Raw genomic sequence first — 18,594 nt, 5'->3', positions numbered from 1 at the left:
CGGTTTTCGGACGACATCATGCTCTATCTCTTCGAGTTGTGCTCTAAGCCTGGAAACCGGATCGTCGCTTCGAACCCGTCTTGCCGCCCGGATGCCGGTGAGTTCAGAACCAGCGTCGCATCGATCTGTTGCAGGATCCGGCTGACGATCGCCAACCCGAGGCCCGATCCCTCGGCGCGCGTTGCGCCGCGCTCGAACCGTTTGATCAGGCTGCCTGGGGCTGGAACCACCGGACCTTGGTTGATCACGCTAAGTCGGGCGTCTTCGTCGATCCGCACGACAACCTCTCCGCCTTCGGGACCATGCCGCAAGGCATTCTCGATAAGGTTGCGCAGGACGATGGCCAGCGCATCCGTGTCGATCGCGGCCAGCGCCTTGCCTTTCACCGGCGTTTCGAGGCGAAGGCGGCCCTTGTTTTCGCTGTGCTGTTCGAAGTCTTCGACCACCAGTGCCGCGACCGCGGCAAGGTCGGCAGGCTTGCCGGCGGCGGCCACTCCGGCGTCGGCGCGCGCCAGCTGCATCAACTTTTCGGACAGGCCGGCGAGATTGGACAGCGCTGCCTTGATCTGGCGTGGACGTTTTCTTGCCGCGTCGTCCGGAGCTTCCGCGATCAGCCGCTCCGTCTGTGCCAGTGCGCCGGCAATCGGCGTGCGCAATTCATGCGCGGCATTCGCGGTGAATTCTTTTTCCGCCTCAAGCGCCATGTGCAGGCGCCGCATCAGGCTGTTGACCGACTTGGCAATGGCGGCGAGTTCGGAAGGCAGTTCGGTGGTTCGGATCGCAGCGAGGTTGTCGCCGTGACGGGCGCTGATCTCGCCGCGCAATGTTGCAATCGGCCTCAGGAAACGCGCCAGGGTCAGCCACGCGACAAGTGCGCTCAGCGGGATCAGGATGACCATCGGTATCAGGAAACCGGTGGCTGCTTCGAAGGTTTCCTCGTTGCGCCGTGCATCGAGCTCGGCGACCTGGATGAAGATCGTGCCGCCAACCGCGGGCTCGGTGTAGATGCGCCATCCGGCGGCCTCCGAAAAGCCCTGCGCGAGTTCAGCCGTGAGCGGCTCCGCGGGAGCATTGTAGGAGTGCAGGAGAACACGGCCACTGCCGTCCCGCACCTGGAAGATGAGGCGACCGCCTATATCGTCCGAGACGGCCTCTGCCAGCCTGCGGGGCGATTGCGAAACCTCGCGCCCGAAAAGATCGTCGATGACCAGCGGCAGCAGCCGGCGGGCCGCTTCCTGCATCGAATTGTCCATGGCTTCGTTGATTTCACGATGCAGAGTGATGCTTCCCGTGACCGCGGCGACCAGGCCGAAGGCGACCGTGACCAGGATCAGCGAGGCAACGAGACGACCGGCAAGGCTGTCGAAGAGCCTCATGGGAACGCCAGACGGTAGCCCAGCCCCCTTACGGTCGTGAGGGCCTCGCGCCCGATCTTCTTGCGCAGGCGGCTGACATAGACTTCGACCGTGTTGCTTTCGATCTCCGCCCCGAAGGCATAGAGCGCATCCTCGATCTGGTTCTTGCCCACGGTCATGCCGGGCCGGCGCAAGAACTGCTCGAGCACCGCCCATTCGCGGGACGTCAGCATGGCCTCCCTGCCGTCCACGACAACCCGGCGGGCGGCTTGGTCGATTTCGACTGGCCCGAGCCGAACCAGGGGATTTGGGTTTCCCGCATAGCGCCGCGCGACCGCGGCGAGGCGCGCGGACAACTCGCCGAGATCGAACGGCTTGACCAGATAGTCGTCTGCCCCGGAATTCAGCCCCTCTATCCGGTCGGAGAGCTGGTCGCGCGCGGTCAGGATGATGACCGGCGTATCGGTGCCTTCGCGGCGCAGCGTCTTCAGGAATTCGAGCCCCCTGCCGTCCGGCAGATGGAGATCGAGCAGGACGAGTTCATAGGAGACGACATGAAGGTGATCGCCGGCATCGCCAAGTGTCGTGCTCCAGTCCACGGCATGACCGTCGGCGGCGATATGATCGCGCACCGCCTCGCCCAGCACGGGGTCGTCTTCGATCAGTAGAACGCGCACCTTGCCTCCGTGTTCAGCAACACGCCACCTCCATGCGGAACAAGGCTGACAGGAACCTGAACGAAAGCCAACTGCGGCTTTTGAGCGATACGATACGCGTTCAGGCTGCTGTCAGGTTTCACGGTCAGGTTTCGCGACATCGGAATTGGCCGATGGAGAAAACAAGATGAAGACCTTGATCATGACCGCGCTGGTGATGGCTGTTGCCGGACCGGCTTTCGCCGCCGACAAATGCGATGTGCCGACCGACCAGTGGCAACCACGCGAGGCGCTGCAGAAGAAGCTTGAAAGCGAAGGCTGGAAGGTGCGCAGCATCAAGACCGAGAACGGCTGCTACGAAGCCAAGGCACTCGATGCCAATGGCAAGAAGCTGGAAGCCGTGTTCAATCCCAAGACGCTCGAGTCGGTCGGCGCCGATTCCGACGACGGTTGATCGCCATGAACGCCACCGCATCGACACGAGAAGCCTCGGTCGAGTCGACACGAGAAGGCTCGGTCAGGGTCTGGAGTTCCTACGTCCGCCTCTTTCATTGGTCGCTGGTCCTGTGCGTTGCGGTGGCCTGGCTTTCCTCGGGAGAAGTCATGAAGCTGCATGAACTGGCCGGTTACAGCGCGGGGGTCTTGATAGCCTCGCGGCTGATCGCAGGGCTGGCGGGATCGGGTCACACACGCTTCCGTCAGTTCGTGCGTGGGCCGCGCACGGTGAGCCTGTACATAGCCGATGTGGCGCAGGGTCGCGAAAAGCGTCATCTCGGCCACAACCCTGCCGGCGGCGCCATGGTGCTGGCGCTTCTGACCTGCGTGGCGGGAATTGCGCTTACCGGCTGGATGCAGACCACTGATACCTGGTGGGGCGTGGCCTGGGTGGAGGACACGCACAAGATCCTAGGCAATGGAATTCTCGTGCTCGTCGGGCTTCATGTCGGCGGCGTGCTGCTGGCCAGCCTGCGCCATCGTGAGAATCTGGTTCGCGCCATGCTCACCGGCCGCAAGCGCGCGCCATCGCCGGGAGACGTCGCCTGACGGCCTGGATCAGGGAATACCAAAGGCGCCGCAGTGATGCGGCGCCTTTGGCCGTTCTTTTTCAGGAAGGCGGCGCGTGCGGCACTGGTTCGTCCTGATCGGCTCGCCTCGAGAACTCGCGACGGTATTGCGCCGGTGACGTCTTGAGCCGTGCCGAAAAATGCTGGCGCAGCGACGTGGCGCTGCCGAAGCCGACCTCGAAGGCCACCATGTCCATCGATTTCTCCGTCGCTTCCAGCAACCGCTGCGCCAGTTCGATCCGCTGGCTGGTCAGCCATTCGCCGAAACTGGTGCCGATCGATTTCTGAAAGCGGCGGGTGAAGGTGCGGCGGGTCAGGCCGGCGGCCTCGGCGACGCGGTCTAGGTTGTGCGTCTCGCCAACCGTCGCGCGAACCGCGTCAAGCGCCTGGGTGAACCGATCGGCGTCAGCGCCTTTTGCGACTGGATGCTCGATGAATTGCGCCTGCCCGCCTTGCCGGTGCGGCGAAAGCACAATCTGGCGGGCGAGCCGGAGTGCGGCTTCCGCCCCATAGCGGGCGCGCACGATGTGGAGACAGCAGTCGAGGCCAGCCGCGACGCCGGCCGAGGTCACGACATCGCCATTGTCGACATAGAGCACCGTGGCATCGACCGCGATGTCGGGATGGAGTTTTTGCAGCCGCTCGGAATAGGCCCAGTGCGTCGCGGCACGGCGGCCTGAAAGCAGTCCGGCCGCAGCGATGGCGAAGGTCCCCAGACACAGGCCGACAATCAATGCGCCATGCTCGTGTGCTCTGCGCAGCGCCTCCATCAACACTGGCGCTGGCGCCTCGCCAAGACGATGCCAGCTCGGGATGATGACGATGTCGGCGCCGTCGAGCCCTTCGAGCCCATGCGGCACGGCAACCGTCAGTCCGGCTTCGGTGTGGATCGGGCCGGCCTTGACCGCGCAGATGCGGAACTCGAAGCGCGGCAGGCCAAGAGATGTCCTGTCCTCGCCGAACACCAGGCATGGCACGGAGAGATGGAACGGGCTGATGCCGTCGAAGGCAAGGACGGCGATGATCGGGTCGGTCATGGGGGCTTCCGGCGAGTGGATGCGGATTGTCCCAATTCTTTCGAATGATGTCAATCGGGACACTTTCAACCGCTTGGTGTGTCGCCTATTTTCGACCCATCGCATTAAAGCCGGAAAGGAAAACACCATGTCTGACCCAGCCAACGCCACGCCACGTCGCGCGCTTGTCGTCGTCGACGTCCAGAACGATTATGATGGCGGCAATCTCGCCATCCAGCATCCGCCGTTCCGCGACAGCGTCGTCAATGTGGCACGCGCCATGGACGCGGCCGCCGCGGCTGGCGTCAAGGTGGTGGTAATCAAGCAACTGGCTCCCGAGACATCGCCAGTTTTCGCCAAGGGCAGCCATGGCGCCGAACTGCATCCCGAGATAGCGAGGCGAAGCCGCGACCACTACGTCGAAAAGACCATGCCAAGCGCTTTCACCGGCACCGATCTCGAAGACTGGCTGCGCGCCAACGCCATCGATACGATTACTGTCGTCGGCTACATGACGCACAATTGCGATCTGTCGACCATCATCCACGCCGTGCATATGGGCTTCGCCGTCGAGTTCCTGTCCGACGCGACCGGATCGCTGCCCTACGCCAACAGCGCCGGCTATGCCTCGGCCGAAGAGATCCACCGCGTGGTGACGATCATCCTGCAGTCGCGCTTCGCGGCGGTGCTCAAGACCGCCGAATGGATCGAATGCCTGAAGACCGGCACGCTGCCCGAGCGCGATACGATCTATGCCTCCAACCAACGGGCGCTAGCGCGCAGCGCCGCGTAGCCAGGTTTGTCCTCGGAAAGCAGAAAGGGCGGCCAGTGGCCGCCCTTTCAAATCTCGCAACGATCTCGAAATTCTCAGAACAGGCCTTCGATCTGTCCGGCCTCGTTGAGGAAGATCTTCTCCGAGGATGGCGCCTTGGGCAGGCCGGGCATGGTCATGACCTCGCCGCAGATGATGACGACGAAGCCGGCACCGGCTGACAGCCTGACCTCGCGCACCGGCACGGTGTGGCCGGTCGGCGCGCCGCGCAGGTTCGGGTCGGTCGAGAAGGAATACTGCGTCTTGGCCATGCAGACCGGCAGGTGGCCGTAGCCGGCTTGCTCCCAGGCGTGCAGCTGGTCGCGCACCGACTTGTCGGCGATCGCTTCCGAGCCGCGATAGATGCGCTGGACGATGGTGTTGATCTTCTCGAACAGCGGCATCGCATCGGGGTAGAGCGGCGCGAACTGCGAGGCGCCGGATTCGGCCAGCGCCACCACCTTGTTGGCGAGCTCCTCGATGCCGGCTGAACCCTTGGCCCAGTGCTTGCACAGGATCGCCTCTTCGCCCATCGAGGCGACATAGTCCTTCATCGCCTGGATTTCGGCGTCGGTGTCGGAATAGAAGTGGTTGATGGCAACCACCGCCGGCACGCCGAACTGGCGGATGTTCTCGATGTGGCGGCCAAGGTTGGCGCAGCCCTTCTTCACCGCCTCGATGTTTTCTTTGCCGAGGTCTTCCTTCTTGACGCCGCCATTCATCTTCATGGCGCGCACGGTGGCGACGATGACGGCAGCGGCCGGCTTCAGGCCAGCCTTGCGGCACTTGATGTCGAAGAACTTTTCCGCGCCGAGGTCAGCGCCGAAGCCGGCTTCGGTGACGACATAGTCGGCAAGCTTGAGCGCCGTCGTGGTGGCGACGACCGAGTTGCAGCCATGCGCGATGTTGGCGAACGGGCCGCCATGCACGAAGGCCGGGTTGTTCTCCAGCGTCTGCACCAGGTTCGGCTGCATGGCGTCCTTCAAGAGCACGGCCATGGCGCCGTCGGCCTTGAGGTCGCGGGCATAGACCGGCGACTTGTCGCGGCGATAGGCGACGATGATGTCGCCGAGGCGTTTCTCGAGGTCCTTGAGGTCGGTGGACAGGCACAGGATGGCCATGACCTCCGAGGCGACGGTGATGTCGAAGCCGCCCTCGCGCGGAAAGCCGTTGGCGACGCCGCCGAGCGAACAGATCATCTCGCGCAGCGCGCGGTCGTTCATGTCCATGACGCGGCGCCAGACGACGCGGCGGGTGTCGATGCCGAGCTCATTGCCCCAGTAGATGTGGTTGTCGATCAGCGCCGACAGAAGGTTGTGCGCCGTGGTGATGGCGTGGAAGTCGCCGGTGAAGTGGAGGTTCATGTCCTCCATCGGCACGACCTGTGCGTAGCCGCCGCCGGCGGCACCGCCCTTGACGCCGAAGTTCGGGCCGAGCGAAGCCTCGCGGATGCAGACGATCGCCTTCTTGCCGATGCGGTTGAGGCCGTCGCCGAGGCCGACGGTGGTCGTCGTCTTGCCTTCGCCGGCCGGCGTCGGGTTGATGGCGGTGACGAGGATCAGCCTGCCGTCCTTGTTGCCCTTCACCGACTTGATGAACTCGGCGGAAATCTTGGCCTTGTCGTGGCCATAGGGCAAAAGGTGTTCGGTCGGAATGCCGATCTTGGCGCCGATCTCCTGGATCTGCTTCTTCTTGGCGCCGCGCGCGATCTCGATGTCGGACTTCACTTCGGCCATGACGGCTTTCCTCTGGATTGGTCGGTGGAGGGGACGGGGTTTGATCTCACTCGCATGCGGGCCGGAACCGGGGCGCGGGCATGTTTTAACCCTGTCGCTGCCGCGGCGTCAACTTGCATGCAACTATGTTTCCTATGAAGAAAATTCATCTGCGGACCGGCCGACCTATCATCGGTTCTTCCCGGCTCCGTTGCCGCGCCGTATAGAAGCCAGAGGACGCGCCGTTCCGCCGTCTCAAAACAGCCGCACAATGCACCGAATGCGACAGAGGCGACGGCGCAAATTCGCCATCGCTCCGGCTGCGGCCGGCAAGCCTTACTGCGTCAGCACGTTGCTGATTTCGACCATGTTGGAGCGCACCCTGAGCACGTAGAAGCCCATCGTCGTCAGATGCGTCGGCAGCAGCCAGCCGTCTTCGCGGCCATTGGCGATGATGAAGGGCTGGATGCGCAGCGCCGAGACGAACTGCGCGTCCATCGTGTCCCACAGGCTCTGCAGGTGCTTTTCCTTGATGACGTCATCGAAGTCGGCCTGGGCGCCCTTCATCAGGCCGTAATAGGCGTAGAGCTGGCCATAGGCGAACCAGTAGCGATCGTCGGCACGGAAATCGAACCAGCCATTGTTGTGGTTTTCGGCACGTTCCTTGAGAATGGCCGAGGTCGAGCCGATGTCCGAAGCGATGCGATCGATATATTGTTTCAAATTGTCGGCGCGGGCATCGAAGGTCGCCTGGCAGGTGGCGAGCCGGGCGTTGAAGGAGCGCAGCTTGCGCACCGCGTCACGGTAGTAGCTCGGTGTCGGCGTCTTCGGGCCGAACGGGCTCAGGCCGAAATACCAGGTGTATTCGTCGAACTGCAGATTGCCGCGCGCGTCCTGCAGATCGGCATCGATCTGCGATGTGGTGCGGACACGGCCGAGATTGTCGGCGAGTTCCGTCGCCGTGCGCCGCACCGCCTGGTTGATGCCGCGCTGGAACGAGGCCTTGTTGTCCATCCAGGGCGTGTGGTCCCAGTCGATGCCGAACAGGCCGAGCTTGTAGAGGATCATCGACGAGATCCAGGCATTCTGGTTGACGTTGAAGTCGGTCAGGTCGGCGGCGATCTGGGCGATACCGGAGTTGCCGCAGGTCTTGGCGGTATCCGTGCCGGAGCCGGCGGCAACCTGTTCGCCGGCGGACACGTTGCGCTTCTCGAAAGTGTAGGTGTCGGGGTAATTCGGGTTGAAATTGTTCCACCACTGGGTGGCGTAGAAGAAGTTGGCATAGAGGCCGATCAGCACCAGCAAGGCGACGCCGACCACCGCCTTGAGGATCCAGCCACGCTGCGTGTACCAGCGCCCAGCCCACATGAACGGCCACAGGATGACGCCGATCAGGAGGCCAATGCCACGGCCGATCCACTGGAAAATCCGGGTGAAGAAGTTCACGATCGGATCGAGCATGGCGATGTCACCCCCCTCAAAGCATAATGCCAAAAAGTTGCGGACTTTTGGATAGCATCATGCGCCAAAACAATAAGTTAGAACGAAATGACTGTTCATTTCGTTCTAGTCAGTCAGGCCGTAGAGGCGTGTGCGAAACGCCACCTTGTCCTTCAAATATGTGGTTTTGAGAACGTCCACAACATGCGATCGCCAGGCGTCGCTGAAGCCGTCATAGTCCTTGTAGAAGCCCTGCTTGTTGAAGATGTAGCGCGAGACGAAATCCGACGGCACGAAATCCGAGATCAGCCGGTTGGTCAGCCAGGCGTCGGGATGGTCCGGTTTGGCGCGGATCACCAGGAAGCGCTGCTGCGGGAAGACATCCTCGATCTTGAGGTGGCCGAGCTGGGCGATCTCGCGCTTGGCGGCGTTGAGGAAGGGAAAATTGCCGTCCCTGGTGATCAGATCGGCATGGCTCTGGATCCAGGTCTGCAGCCAGACCTTGTCGACGTCGGTCAGGTTGCGGTCCGGCTCGGCGTCGCGGATCAGCGCGCGCACCACCATCTCGGCGCGGTGCTCGAGATAGCTCGAGGCCTCGATCCAGGAGGCGCGCGGCAGCTCGATGCGGCCAGTGGTGGCGAGGAACTTGAACACCTTGTCGGCATCGTTGATCGAGAGATAGCTGACCTGCCACGGCCGCGAGCGGCGGAAGCCAGGTGCGGCCGGATCGCCGATCACCGTCGTCATGTCCGGATCGACGAACACGTAGAGACCGCCGAAATGGCTGGTCCAGTAGGCATTGTGGCGGAAGATCACCTGGTCGGGCACCAGCGCGTTCTCGCGGATGTCGCCGCAGATCTTGGCCAGTTCCACCATGCGGGTCAGCATGGCGTTGTCGCGCCAGGCGTCGGGCTCCTGCTTCAGCCGGTCGACGAGCTTGCCGAGCTCGGCGGCCTTGCCCAGCACATCCTCGGCCGACAGCACCTTGAACTCGACCTGGCTTATCGACAGCAGGTCCTCGATGTCGTTGACCTTGGGAACGGAATCCTCGATCTCGCCGTAGATGACGTCCTTGATGGTCAGCGCGTCGATGGCGCGCTGGTTCTTGGACATGAACTCGAACATCAACTGCGAGGTGTTGGAGAAGGCGGTGTGCACCACCGGCAGGTCGATCTGCGACGGCGTCAGGATGATGAAGCGGCGATTGACCTCGTTGGGGTCGAGATAATCATAGTCGCCGCATTCCTCGGCCACTTCTGGCGAGAACCCGGTGCGGTCGATCTGGAAGCTCTTCAACTTCGTCGGCTTCAGACCGAACGCCGCCAGCGCTTTGTTGTAGCGCTGGATCAAATGCGGCTCGTCGACCGTCAGCAGCCGGCCATAGATCAGCTCATTGTCGCGCAGCAGGTCGGGTTTCTTGGCGGTCATTGCGTACCTTCACGCATTCCACAGACCCTTTTTCTTCATTCCCTCCATCTCGCGTGCGGCTCGTTCGCGCAGGCGTGCGTCGCGCAGCAGTTTTTCGACCGCGGCATCGTCCGACTTGTCGGAATAGCGGAACTCGCTGTCGGCGTAGCGGTTGATCTCCTGCATGACCATGTCCATCGAGAACGGCCCGCGCAGTTCCTCGATCATCGCTTTCTTCTCGTCGTAGCCCTTGTGCATGAAGGCTTCCGGCTTTTCGAACCAGTCGTCGGGAAGCTCGATGTCCATGGCGCGCATCTTGATGGCGTCGGTGACGTTCTTGATGGCGCGGCCGGTGAAGCGCGGTTCGGCATCCTTGATCAGGTGCAGATAGGTGCCGATATCGGCCATCGATTTCGGCGCGCCGTTCTCCTTCATGTAGCGCTCGTAGACCTTCATCAGCCCGTCTTCCTGCGGCTTCTCATGCTCCTCGTAGGCCTCGGTCACAGCGCGCTGGATCTCCTGCGCGGCGTAGAGATCGTGGTCGCCGAGCGGGATCTTGTGGTTCTTGCCGGCAAGCAGCACGAAGATGTCGATGTAGTCATCGCGCGTCTGCGGACCGTCGACCAGCCAGCGGGCGCCGGCGCGCTGGCGCAGCGCATCGTCGACATTTTCGGGATAGTTGGAGAACATGCCGAAGGAGCAGTTGCCGCGCACCACCGTGCCGGCACCGGCGAAGGCATCCATCAGCACGCCGGTGATCTCCTGCTGGCCGGCCGATGCGCGGTCGTCTGAGCGGCGCGCCGCCACCTGGTCGATGTCGTCGATGGTGCCGAAGCCGATGACGCGCGGATTGAGCACATTGTTGATGAACTGGCGGCAGTTCTGGCCCGACTTGCCTTGGTAGGACGAAATCTGGTCGACGCCGAAATTCTCATAGGCGAAGGGATAGCCGGCAACCTGGCAGTAACCGTTGACGAGGCCGGCGATCATCTGGATCAGCGTCGTCTTGCCGGTGCCGGGGGCGCCGTCGCCGATGAAGGTGAACAGGAAGCCGCCGAGTTCGACGAAGGGATTGAGCTCACGCTCGAAGTCGTAGGCCATCAGCATCTTGGCGAGCTTGACCGACTGGTATTTGGCGATGTGGTTGCCGACCACCTCTTCCGGCGTCTTGAAGGTCATGACCAGCGGCTTCGAGCGCTTGCCCGGCGCGACGTCGAAACCGTCGAGGGTGAAGTTATCGGCATCGATGCGGATATGCGCGTTCTCGAACGGGCCAATGCCGTCGAAGCGACCCTTGCGCGCCAACAGCCCGTCGATGGCGACGCGGGCAAAGGCGCGTGCCCTGGTCATCAGGTCGGCATCGTCGGACGAGCCCGATATCGCCTTGTCGAGGCCGGCCAGGATCGACTTAACCGCATCCTGCGGCGTGTCGAACAGGAAGTCGGGCTCGGGGATGTCGTTGGGCGCTTCGCCATCGCTGTCGATCAGCTGGAACAGATAGGAAGCGAGGCTGAAGGCGGAGATATAGGCCGAGGCCGACAGAAGCTTCTTGAAAGCCGAGGCCTCGTCGCCCTCGAGCGGCGCGCGGGTGTTTTTCGCTTGCAGGCTTTCGAGGTCCGAGCCTTCGGCAAAGACGTCCGATATGGCCAACGCGATGGCCGTACCGCGCCGGGCGCGATACAACAATGTGTGCTGGGGGATGGTCAGCAGCTGGTCGTCGGGATGGACGGCGCCGACGGTCTTCGACAGCTCGACCTCGCGCGTGCGCCGCACCGAGCCGACCGAAACGGTGGAGACGAAGCGCCGGTTGGTGCCGGCCAGTGCCGTGCCGGACTCGCGTGAAGGGTCTTCCAGCACGACGATGCGGGTGATGAAGCTCTGCGCGGTGGCCCGGTGCTTTTCGATCGAAGCTTCCGGAATGGTGGTCAGGCCGGTATCCATGAAGAGTGCTCCGTGGTGTGACGGTCAGACGTCTGAGATGACCTGTCCGTTGGACAGGATGTGGACCTTGTAGCCGGCAAAGGTCTTCTGCGCCTCGCCGGCGGCGTAGAGTGCCTGGTAGGCCTCGTGCGGGATCAGCGCATGATTTTCGTAGCTGGACACGCCCTGGCGCGCGGCTTCCAGATCATCGGTGTTGATGAAGAATTCCTGCGTCGTCTTCTCGCTCGAAAACAGCCCCTTGCGGCCGGGTTTCTCGCTCTTGGAATAGACCTCCTGGATGGTCCAGGTCAGCAGCCAGGCATTTTCCGGCTTGCGCACCTTGGCCAGCACTTCGGTGACCGTCGAATTGTTGTCGGTGATCCCCGCCGAATAGAACGGGCCGAGCACGACGCGGCGCAACTGCTTGGGATGCAGCGGCTCGAAATCCTTGTCGAGGTTGACCGCGATGGTCGCCGGCGACAGCGTGTAGGCCGAGTTCTTCTCGGTGAAATCGTCGAAACGGTGGGCTAGCTCCGGGTTGAGCAGACCATCGACCGGCAGCGGAATGTCGACCTTGTCATTGAGCTTGCCGTTGCTGTCGACGAGCTGACGCACCATCGCGTCGGAAGAATCTTCCACCGTCACCATGTAGACCAGCGGCAGGTTGGCGCTGCCGTCGAACGTCGCCCAGTGGACGAGGTAATACGGCCGCGCCGTCTTTGGATTGACCGAGACCTTGGCCGTCTGCGCCAGCGTGAACGGGCCGAACGTATTCTCGCTTTTCACGTCCTCGAGATAGAGCCGTTCGGCCATCGACTTCTGCAGCGCCTCGGGGAATTCCTTGTGGCGCAGGATGAAGTCGGCCATTTCCTCGCGCAACTCGCCGGCCAGCGGAATGTTGGCAAGCCGCGCGTCAGCCTGGCGACGGTCGTTTTCCAGTTCGAGCAGGTTCTGGAAGACCGGGAAGCCACTTTCGGCACGCGAAATGCGGAACGTGTCCATGAAGCCCAGCCGGTTGCGCCAGCAGGCAAATGACTTGTCGAGCCGGGCGATGTACTCGGCGACGATCTTGGCGACGATGCCATGCCGATAGAGCGGCGAGCGATCGTCGCGCATGAACACTTCAAGGCCGCTCAGTGCGGCCGTGATGGCCGAGAAATATCGTGCGGCCGCTTCGTTTTCGGGGGTCATGCCTGTGCGCTCGCGGGCAGTCCAGTCACCCCTAAGACTGCACGTAGTTTGATGCGTTGTGCTTCTTCAGCACCTCGTCGAAGCGGCGGGCAAAGGCATCGTCGGCCAGCTTCTTGCGGCGCTGGATGTCGGAGCTGGCGACCATGTTCTTCTCGTGCATTTCAAGCAGGTCGCCGATGTGTTTCTGCGAGGCGGCGCCGATGCCGGCCATGGTTTCCTCGGCGGTGTTGTCGACCTGGCTGCCAAGCGTGTTGATCTTGTGGGCGACGTCCTGCTGGGCGGCAGTCTTCAGCGAATCCTCCAGCGCCTTGTAGAGCACGATGCGTTGTTCGGTATCGATGGTCAGCTTGTTGATCAGCGTCGACTGCGCGGCGATCTGGTTGTTGAGCGAATCGACGAAGGTCTGGAACATTGAGGTGTAGCGTTCCAGCGTCTGGCTCTCGGCCAGCAACTCCTGCTCCTTGGCCTGCTTTTCATTGTATTCTGTCGCCAGCTTGGAGCGTTCGCCTTCGAGTTGCGTGCGGTCCTTCTGGCTGGTGGACGCGGCGATCTTGTTTTCGATGTCGAGCAGCATCGGGTTGAGTTCCTCGATGCGCTTCTGCACGGCTTCGAGGTTGGACATGGTGGTCTTGCGGCGCTCGATGACCTGCGACAGGCTGGCCTCGGAGGTCTTGTAGCGCTGGTCGAGGACTTCCTTCTGCGCCTTCAGGATGCCGACAATGGTGTCGGACTTGGCCAACAGTTCCTGCAGGTTGCCGGCCAGCGACATGTTGCGGACGCGATCGGTGCGCATGCGTTGCTTGCTCTGGCTGGAGAACATGCCGACGAAGTTTTCCCAGCCGGTGTAGTTCTTCATGCTTTCGAATTCGGCGCCGAAGACGTTGGTGGCGTCCTCCAGACCGATGATCAGGTCGGCGATATTGCCTTCCATCACCTTCTGCTGTTTCAGCACGTCCTCGATGCGGGCGTTCTCGATGTCGAAATTGGCGTCGCCGATCTTCTTGTCGGCGGTGGCCAGCGTATCAAGCACGGTGCCGGACTGCTCGATCTTGGTGCGCATGTCCTGCACGACCTGCTTGGTCTTGGCAATTTCGGCATCGAAATTCTGCAATGTCGCCATTGGGGCCTCCCGCTTCGGCATCACGTCGCTGGTCGCGAACAGCGGCGAATATATGTGGGGCATCCGGGGATTGAAAGACGCAAGACAAGACCCGCCCCGAAAACAAAAGAATTGGCCACGGTCTTGAAAGGTAGTGAAGGCGTGGTCATGGCGTGATTAGCTTACAGTCAAGCATAGTTCAACTGTCATTGAACTTCTGTGCCGGCAAAGCAGTCAATCTCCGCTGGCGCGGACGCTCTGGAATGCCAGTTGCGGCGTAACATATCCGGCCAAGCCGGCGTCGTCGTGCGATTCACCCGGCTGTTGCTCAGGGCTTGGGATCGGCCTTCAGATAGGCAATGACATTGGCGACGTCGTCGTCGTTGGTCAGGCCGGCAAAGGCCATCTTGTTGCCAGGCACCTTGAGCCGAGGCGCCTTGAGATATTCGGCGAGGTTGGCTTCATCCCAGACCAGGCCGCCAGCACCGGCACCCTTCATCGCCTCGGAGTAGTGACCAAGGAAGCTCTCGGCACTGCCGGCGGTGCGTCCAACGACGCCCAGCAGATGCGGGCCGACCTTGTCACGGTCGGTGGCCGCTTCATGGCAGGAGATACACCGGTTGAAGACATGCTTGCCCAGTGCCGGGTCGCCGCCGGCATGAGCGGCAAGCGATGTGGCTAGGAGAACAATGCTGGCAGACGAAGCGGCTCGAAACATGGCTGACCCCGGAGAGCTCTGGCTGGCGGTCTTATAGGACCGAGGCCTTAACAAACGCTGCATCGTCGCGGGATTGGGAAGTTGCCAGATCCGGCGGCACCGGGCAGAGGCGTTTGTCTTTTATGCATGTTGTTGTCCCAAACCGCTGCGCACTTTTGGGCGACATGCACCGGGCCGCTGGCACGTCAGGCCTGGGTGAAGCCGATGAAGTCGTCGGGCGCGGCGCGGCCCATCTCTTCCTCCCAGTGACGGCGGCAGAGCGAGACATAGACGTCCTTGCCGATCGCCACCTGCTCGCCCTGACGTGCCACCTTGCCGTCGGGGCCGAGGCGCACCACCATCGTAGCCTTGCGGCCGCAGCGGCAGATGGTGCGCACCTCGCGCAAATCGTCGGCGATGGCCAACAGCGCGCGCGAACCGGAAAACAGATTGCCCTGGAAATCGGTGCGCAGGCCGTAGCACATGACCGGTATGTTCAGCCGGTCGGCGATGCGGGCGAGCTGCCAGACCTGATCCTCCTCGAGGAACTGCGCCTCGTCGACGAAGACGCAATGCACGGTCGTATGTTCATGGTGGTCGGCGACGCGGGCGAACAGATCGTCGCCGTCGCGGAACATCTCGGCTTCCGTCTCCAGGCCGATGCGCGACGAGATCAGGCCGCTGTCGCCCTTTCGGTAGTGGCCGGCGACGAACAGCATCGTGCGCATGCCGCGCTCGCGATAGTTGTACGACGCCTGCAACAGCATCGTCGTCTTGCCGGCGTTCATCGTCGCATAGTGGAAGTAGAGCTTGGCCATGCCGCCCTTTTAAGCCGACTTGTCCCGGCGCGGGGAGGGGGCGCCGCCGCATTCCCCCAAAAAACGACAGCCGCGCAGTGCAAAAGCAGGAAGCGTGTCGCTGATTGGCCAGCCTGCGCCGTTGATCGTGATTGCCTTAATGCTTGAAACCACACCAGAATGGTGTTTGGCTGACGAAACAAGGCGGGCAGAGAAACCGTAACTTCGCTTCGCCTAAGAATCGCAATGGGAGAATATCTATGTCGCGCATGAATTCCTTCGTCGCCGGCCTCGGCCTGGCGGCTCTGTTGTCTACGAGCGCTGCCTTCGCCGGCGATCCGGCAAGCTGCAAGGCGGTGCGTCTTTCGGATGTCGGCTGGACCGATATCCAGGCGACGACCGGTGTCGCTTCCGTCCTGCTGACCGCGCTCGGCTACGAGCCGCAGACGATCCAGCTGTCGGTGCCGGTGACCATGGCGTCGCTGAAGAACAAGGATCTTGATGTCTTCCTCGGCAACTGGATGCCGTCGATGACCAACGACATCAAGGACTACACCGCCGACGGTTCGGTCGAGACCATCAGCACGAACCTGACCGGCGCCGGCTACGGCATCGTGGTGCCGACCTATGTCGCGGATGCCGGCGTCAAGTCGCTGACCGATATCGGCAAGTTCAAGGACAAGTTCAACGGCAAGATCTACGGTATCGAAGCCGGCAATGACGGCAACCGCATCATCCTCGACATGATCAAGAATCCGAAGGACAATCTCGAAGGCTTCGAGCTGGTCGAATCCTCGGAAGCCGGCATGCTGACGCAGGCCGAGCAGTCGATGAAGAACAATGAGTGGATCGCCTTCCTCGGCTGGACGCCGCATCCGGTGATGGGCGCCATGAAGATCACCTATCTCGACGGCATGGGCGACAGCGGCTTCGGTGCTGCCACCGTGTTTACCAATGTGCGCAAGGGCTACACCACGGAGTGCCCGAATGCCGGCAAGTTCATCGCCAATCTGAAGTTCAATCTGGACATGGAAGGCCAGATGATGGACGCGATCCTCAAGGGCGGCGATGCCAACACGGTGGCGAGCGACTGGCTGAAGAAGAATCCCGGCGCGGTTGCGCCCTGGATCGCCGGCGTCACCACCTTTGATGGCGGCGACGCCGCGGCGGCGATCAAGACCGCGCTCGGAAGCTGAGCCGACTGTGATTTCGGCATGACCGAAATAAAGGGCAGCCATTCTGGAAAAGGCTGCCCTTTTTCATATCCTGTGACAAGATGACGTTGCGACAGTAGAGGCCGAGGGCAGGGCGGTCTCCTGCATGAGAGGGGCGATATGGATCCGATTTCGAAATTCATGGTCGATCACAAGATTCCGATCGGCGCCTGGGGAAAGGCGTTCTTCGGCTTCCTCACCGACAATTTCGACACTGTCTTCAGGGCCTTTTCGAATGGCCTCAATTTCCTGCTAGACGGGTTGGTCGACATCCTGCTGCTGGTGCCGCCGGTGCTGCTGGCGCTTGTCATCGCCGCCATCGCCTGGCTGCTGCAGCGCTCAAGGCCGCTCGCAATTGGCGTCTTCCTCGGCCTGATCTTCATCATCAACCAGAACCTGTGGAAGCAGACGGTGCAGACGCTGGTGCTCGTGGTGGCTGCTGCTGCGATGGCCATGGCCATCGGGGTGCCGCTCGGCATCTGGGCCGCGCACAAGCCGAAGGTCTACCGCATCATGCTGCCGGTGCTCGACCTGATGCAGACGCTGCCGACCTTCGTCTACCTGATCCCGGTGCTGACGCTGTTCGGTCTCGGCAACGCGCCCGGCCTCATCGTCACCATCATCTTCGTCATCCCGACCGCGGTCAGGCTCACCCATCTCGGCGTCGTCTCGGTACCGAAGTCGATCGTCGAGGCAGGCGAAGCGTTCGGCGCCACCAAGAGCCAGCTGTTGTGGAAGGTGGAACTGCCCTCGGCGCTGCCAACCATCATGGCCGGTCTGACGCAATCGATCATGCTGTCACTGTCGATGGTGGTGTTCGCGGCGCTGATCGGCGCCGGCGGCCTCGGCACCGAGATCAACAGGGCGCTCGGCTCGCGCCGCATCGATCTCGGGCTTGAAGCGGGCCTGGCCATCGTTGTCCTCGCCATCGTGCTTGACCGGATGACCCGCATTGCCGTTGGAGGCAAGAAATGACCGTCGCCGTCGATTTCAGAAACGTCGATATCGTCTTCGGCGCCGACCAGGCCGGATCTCTGGCAATGATTGACGCTGGAGCCACCCGCGCCGAGATCCTCGAAAAGACCGGCAATGTGCTGGGTTGCGCAGGCGCCAGTCTGACCGTGAACGAGGGCGAGATTTCCGTGCTGATGGGCCTGTCCGGTTCGGGCAAGTCGACATTGCTGAGGGCCGTGAACCGGCTGAACGTGGTGTCGCGTGGTCAGGTGCTTGTCAAGGACGGCGACAAGACCGTCGACGTCGTCACCTGTGATGAGGTGACGTTGAGAAGGCTGCGGCAGAAGCAGGTAGCTATGGTGTTCCAGCAGTTCGGCCTGCTGCCCTGGCGCACGGTCGAGGAGAATGTCGGCCTCGGCCTCGAACTCGCCGGTGTTCCGGAAGCCGAGCGCAAGGAGCGCGTCAAAAAGCAGTTGGAGCTCGTTCATCTCGACCAGTGGTCGAAGAAATACGCGCATGAGCTTTCGGGCGGCATGCAGCAGCGCGTCGGCCTGGCCCGTGCCTTCGCCACCGAGGCGCCGATCCTGCTGATGGACGAACCGTTCTCGGCGCTCGACCCGCTGATCCGCACCAAGCTGCAGGACGAATTGCTGCAGCTGCAGGCCGAGCTGAAGAAGACCATCATCTTCGTCAGCCACGACCTCGAGGAGGCGCTGAAGATCGGCAGCCACATCACCATCATGGAAGGCGGCCGCATCGTGCAGACTGGCGCGCCGGAAGACATCGTGCTGCGGCCCGCCAACGACTATGTCCGCGACTTCATCGCCAATGTGAACCCGCTGTCGGTGCTGACCGCCTGGAACGTGATGCGCGACCGTCGCGACCTGGAGCACGGCGACAATGGCTGGGTGTGGCTCGACCGGCGCAAGACGACGCGCTTCAAGATCGACGACCACGGGCTGGTGGCGGCGGCCGAACGCGACGGCAAGCCGGCGGTCTGGGTGTCATGTGCCGATGTCGAGGGCCAGTCCGAGGAAGCGGCGCAAGTGTTCTGGGCCAACCCCGGCACCTCGCTGAAAACCGTGATGCTGGCCATGCACCGTTCGCAGACCGCACCCGTGGCGCTGTTCGACGACCAGTCGCGCTTTGTCGGCGCCATCGGCATCCGCGACGTGCTGAGCGCGGTGCTGCGGCGGTAGCGCCAGGCTTCGTCTGCAGCTTCCGCTGCAGCGAAGGCTGCCTGGTGGTCCCAAATCGC

The 18,594-nt window shown here is 62.4% G+C and carries 17 protein-coding genes; 6 read left to right on the top strand and 11 right to left on the bottom strand.

The window, feature by feature from the left end:
- Positions 1-23: 23 nt before the first annotated feature.
- Complete coding sequence (locus tag AC1DYW_RS27210; protein ID WP_477228245.1) at positions 24-1,376, bottom strand: ATP-binding protein; 1,353 nt, start codon at positions 1,374-1,376, stop codon at positions 24-26.
- Positions 1,373-2,032, bottom strand: coding sequence for a response regulator (locus AC1DYW_RS27205; RefSeq protein ID WP_477228244.1), 660 nt, complete (start codon positions 2,030-2,032; stop codon positions 1,373-1,375). The genes AC1DYW_RS27210 and AC1DYW_RS27205 overlap by 4 nt, the downstream gene beginning before the upstream one ends.
- A gap of 166 nt (positions 2,033-2,198) precedes the next feature.
- Between AC1DYW_RS27205 and AC1DYW_RS27200 the strand changes: the two genes are divergently transcribed.
- Together AC1DYW_RS27200 and AC1DYW_RS27195 are read left to right on the top strand one after the other, a co-directional pair.
- The gene (locus tag AC1DYW_RS27200) at positions 2,199-2,465 is read left to right on the top strand and encodes a PepSY domain-containing protein (protein ID WP_457151368.1); all 267 of its coding nucleotides are present in this window, start codon (positions 2,199-2,201) and stop codon (positions 2,463-2,465) included.
- Positions 2,466-2,470: 5 nt separating this feature from the next.
- Positions 2,471-3,055 carry a cytochrome b/b6 domain-containing protein gene (locus tag AC1DYW_RS27195; protein WP_477228243.1) on the top strand — a complete coding sequence of 195 codons (585 nt, stop codon included), beginning with the start codon at positions 2,471-2,473 and terminating at the stop codon, positions 3,053-3,055.
- Positions 3,056-3,116: 61 nt separating this feature from the next.
- On the opposite strand, the gene AC1DYW_RS27190 is transcribed toward AC1DYW_RS27195, so the two are convergent.
- On the bottom strand, positions 3,117-4,112 hold the full coding sequence (locus AC1DYW_RS27190; protein WP_477228242.1) for a GlxA family transcriptional regulator: 996 nt from the start codon (positions 4,110-4,112) through the stop codon (positions 3,117-3,119).
- 127 nt (positions 4,113-4,239) lie between these two features.
- Between AC1DYW_RS27190 and AC1DYW_RS27185 the strand changes: the two genes are divergently transcribed.
- A complete protein-coding gene (locus AC1DYW_RS27185) occupies positions 4,240-4,884 on the top strand; it encodes a cysteine hydrolase family protein (RefSeq protein WP_477228241.1) in 645 nt (214 codons plus the stop codon).
- A gap of 74 nt (positions 4,885-4,958) precedes the next feature.
- Here the strand turns inward: AC1DYW_RS27185 and AC1DYW_RS27180 are convergent, their stop codons facing one another.
- The 8 genes from AC1DYW_RS27180 to AC1DYW_RS27145 all read right to left on the bottom strand — a co-directional run bounded on the left by AC1DYW_RS27180 (position 4,959) and on the right by AC1DYW_RS27145 (position 15,189).
- Positions 4,959-6,638, bottom strand: a complete 1,680-nt coding sequence (locus AC1DYW_RS27180; protein WP_095090813.1) for a formate--tetrahydrofolate ligase — start codon at positions 6,636-6,638, stop codon at positions 4,959-4,961.
- Positions 6,639-6,953: 315 nt separating this feature from the next.
- Positions 6,954-8,078: a DUF2333 family protein gene (locus AC1DYW_RS27175; RefSeq protein ID WP_477228240.1), complete on the bottom strand. Its 1,125-nt coding sequence runs from the start codon at positions 8,076-8,078 to the stop codon at positions 6,954-6,956.
- A 105-nt stretch (positions 8,079-8,183) separates the two neighbouring features.
- Positions 8,184-9,485: a DUF6638 family protein gene (locus AC1DYW_RS27170; RefSeq protein WP_477228239.1), complete on the bottom strand. Its 1,302-nt coding sequence runs from the start codon at positions 9,483-9,485 to the stop codon at positions 8,184-8,186.
- A gap of 9 nt (positions 9,486-9,494) precedes the next feature.
- Entirely contained in the window at positions 9,495-11,405 is a 1,911-nt protein-coding gene (locus AC1DYW_RS27165) for an AAA family ATPase (protein ID WP_477228238.1), read from the bottom strand.
- A gap of 24 nt (positions 11,406-11,429) precedes the next feature.
- A complete protein-coding gene (locus AC1DYW_RS27160; protein WP_477228237.1) occupies positions 11,430-12,575 on the bottom strand; it encodes a hypothetical protein in 1,146 nt (381 codons plus the stop codon).
- A gap of 31 nt (positions 12,576-12,606) precedes the next feature.
- On the bottom strand, positions 12,607-13,695 hold the full coding sequence (locus AC1DYW_RS27155; protein WP_095091695.1) for a hypothetical protein: 1,089 nt from the start codon (positions 13,693-13,695) through the stop codon (positions 12,607-12,609).
- A 307-nt stretch (positions 13,696-14,002) separates the two neighbouring features.
- Entirely contained in the window at positions 14,003-14,392 is a 390-nt protein-coding gene (locus AC1DYW_RS27150; RefSeq protein ID WP_477228236.1) for a c-type cytochrome, read from the bottom strand.
- Positions 14,393-14,577: 185 nt separating this feature from the next.
- Positions 14,578-15,189 (bottom strand): thymidine kinase, encoded by a 612-nt coding sequence (locus AC1DYW_RS27145; RefSeq protein ID WP_477228235.1) that lies wholly within the window; start codon positions 15,187-15,189, stop codon positions 14,578-14,580.
- Between the two features lie 239 nt (positions 15,190-15,428).
- Between AC1DYW_RS27145 and AC1DYW_RS27140 the strand changes: the two genes are divergently transcribed.
- The 3 genes from AC1DYW_RS27140 to choV all read left to right on the top strand — a co-directional run bounded on the left by AC1DYW_RS27140 (position 15,429) and on the right by choV (position 18,535).
- Positions 15,429-16,364 (top strand): choline ABC transporter substrate-binding protein, encoded by a 936-nt coding sequence (locus AC1DYW_RS27140; RefSeq protein WP_095090821.1) that lies wholly within the window; start codon positions 15,429-15,431, stop codon positions 16,362-16,364.
- A gap of 138 nt (positions 16,365-16,502) precedes the next feature.
- A complete protein-coding gene (choW, locus tag AC1DYW_RS27135; protein ID WP_095090822.1) occupies positions 16,503-17,357 on the top strand; it encodes a choline ABC transporter permease subunit in 855 nt (284 codons plus the stop codon).
- Positions 17,354-18,535, top strand: coding sequence for a choline ABC transporter ATP-binding protein (choV, locus tag AC1DYW_RS27130; protein ID WP_095090823.1), 1,182 nt, complete (start codon positions 17,354-17,356; stop codon positions 18,533-18,535). The genes choW and choV overlap by 4 nt, the downstream gene beginning before the upstream one ends.
- Positions 18,536-18,594: the final 59 nt, after the last annotated feature.

The organism is Mesorhizobium sp. P2_D5, from assembly GCF_056404355.1.
Note: the sequence above shows the minus strand (reverse complement) of the source record. Positions and strands in the feature narration are given on the sequence as shown.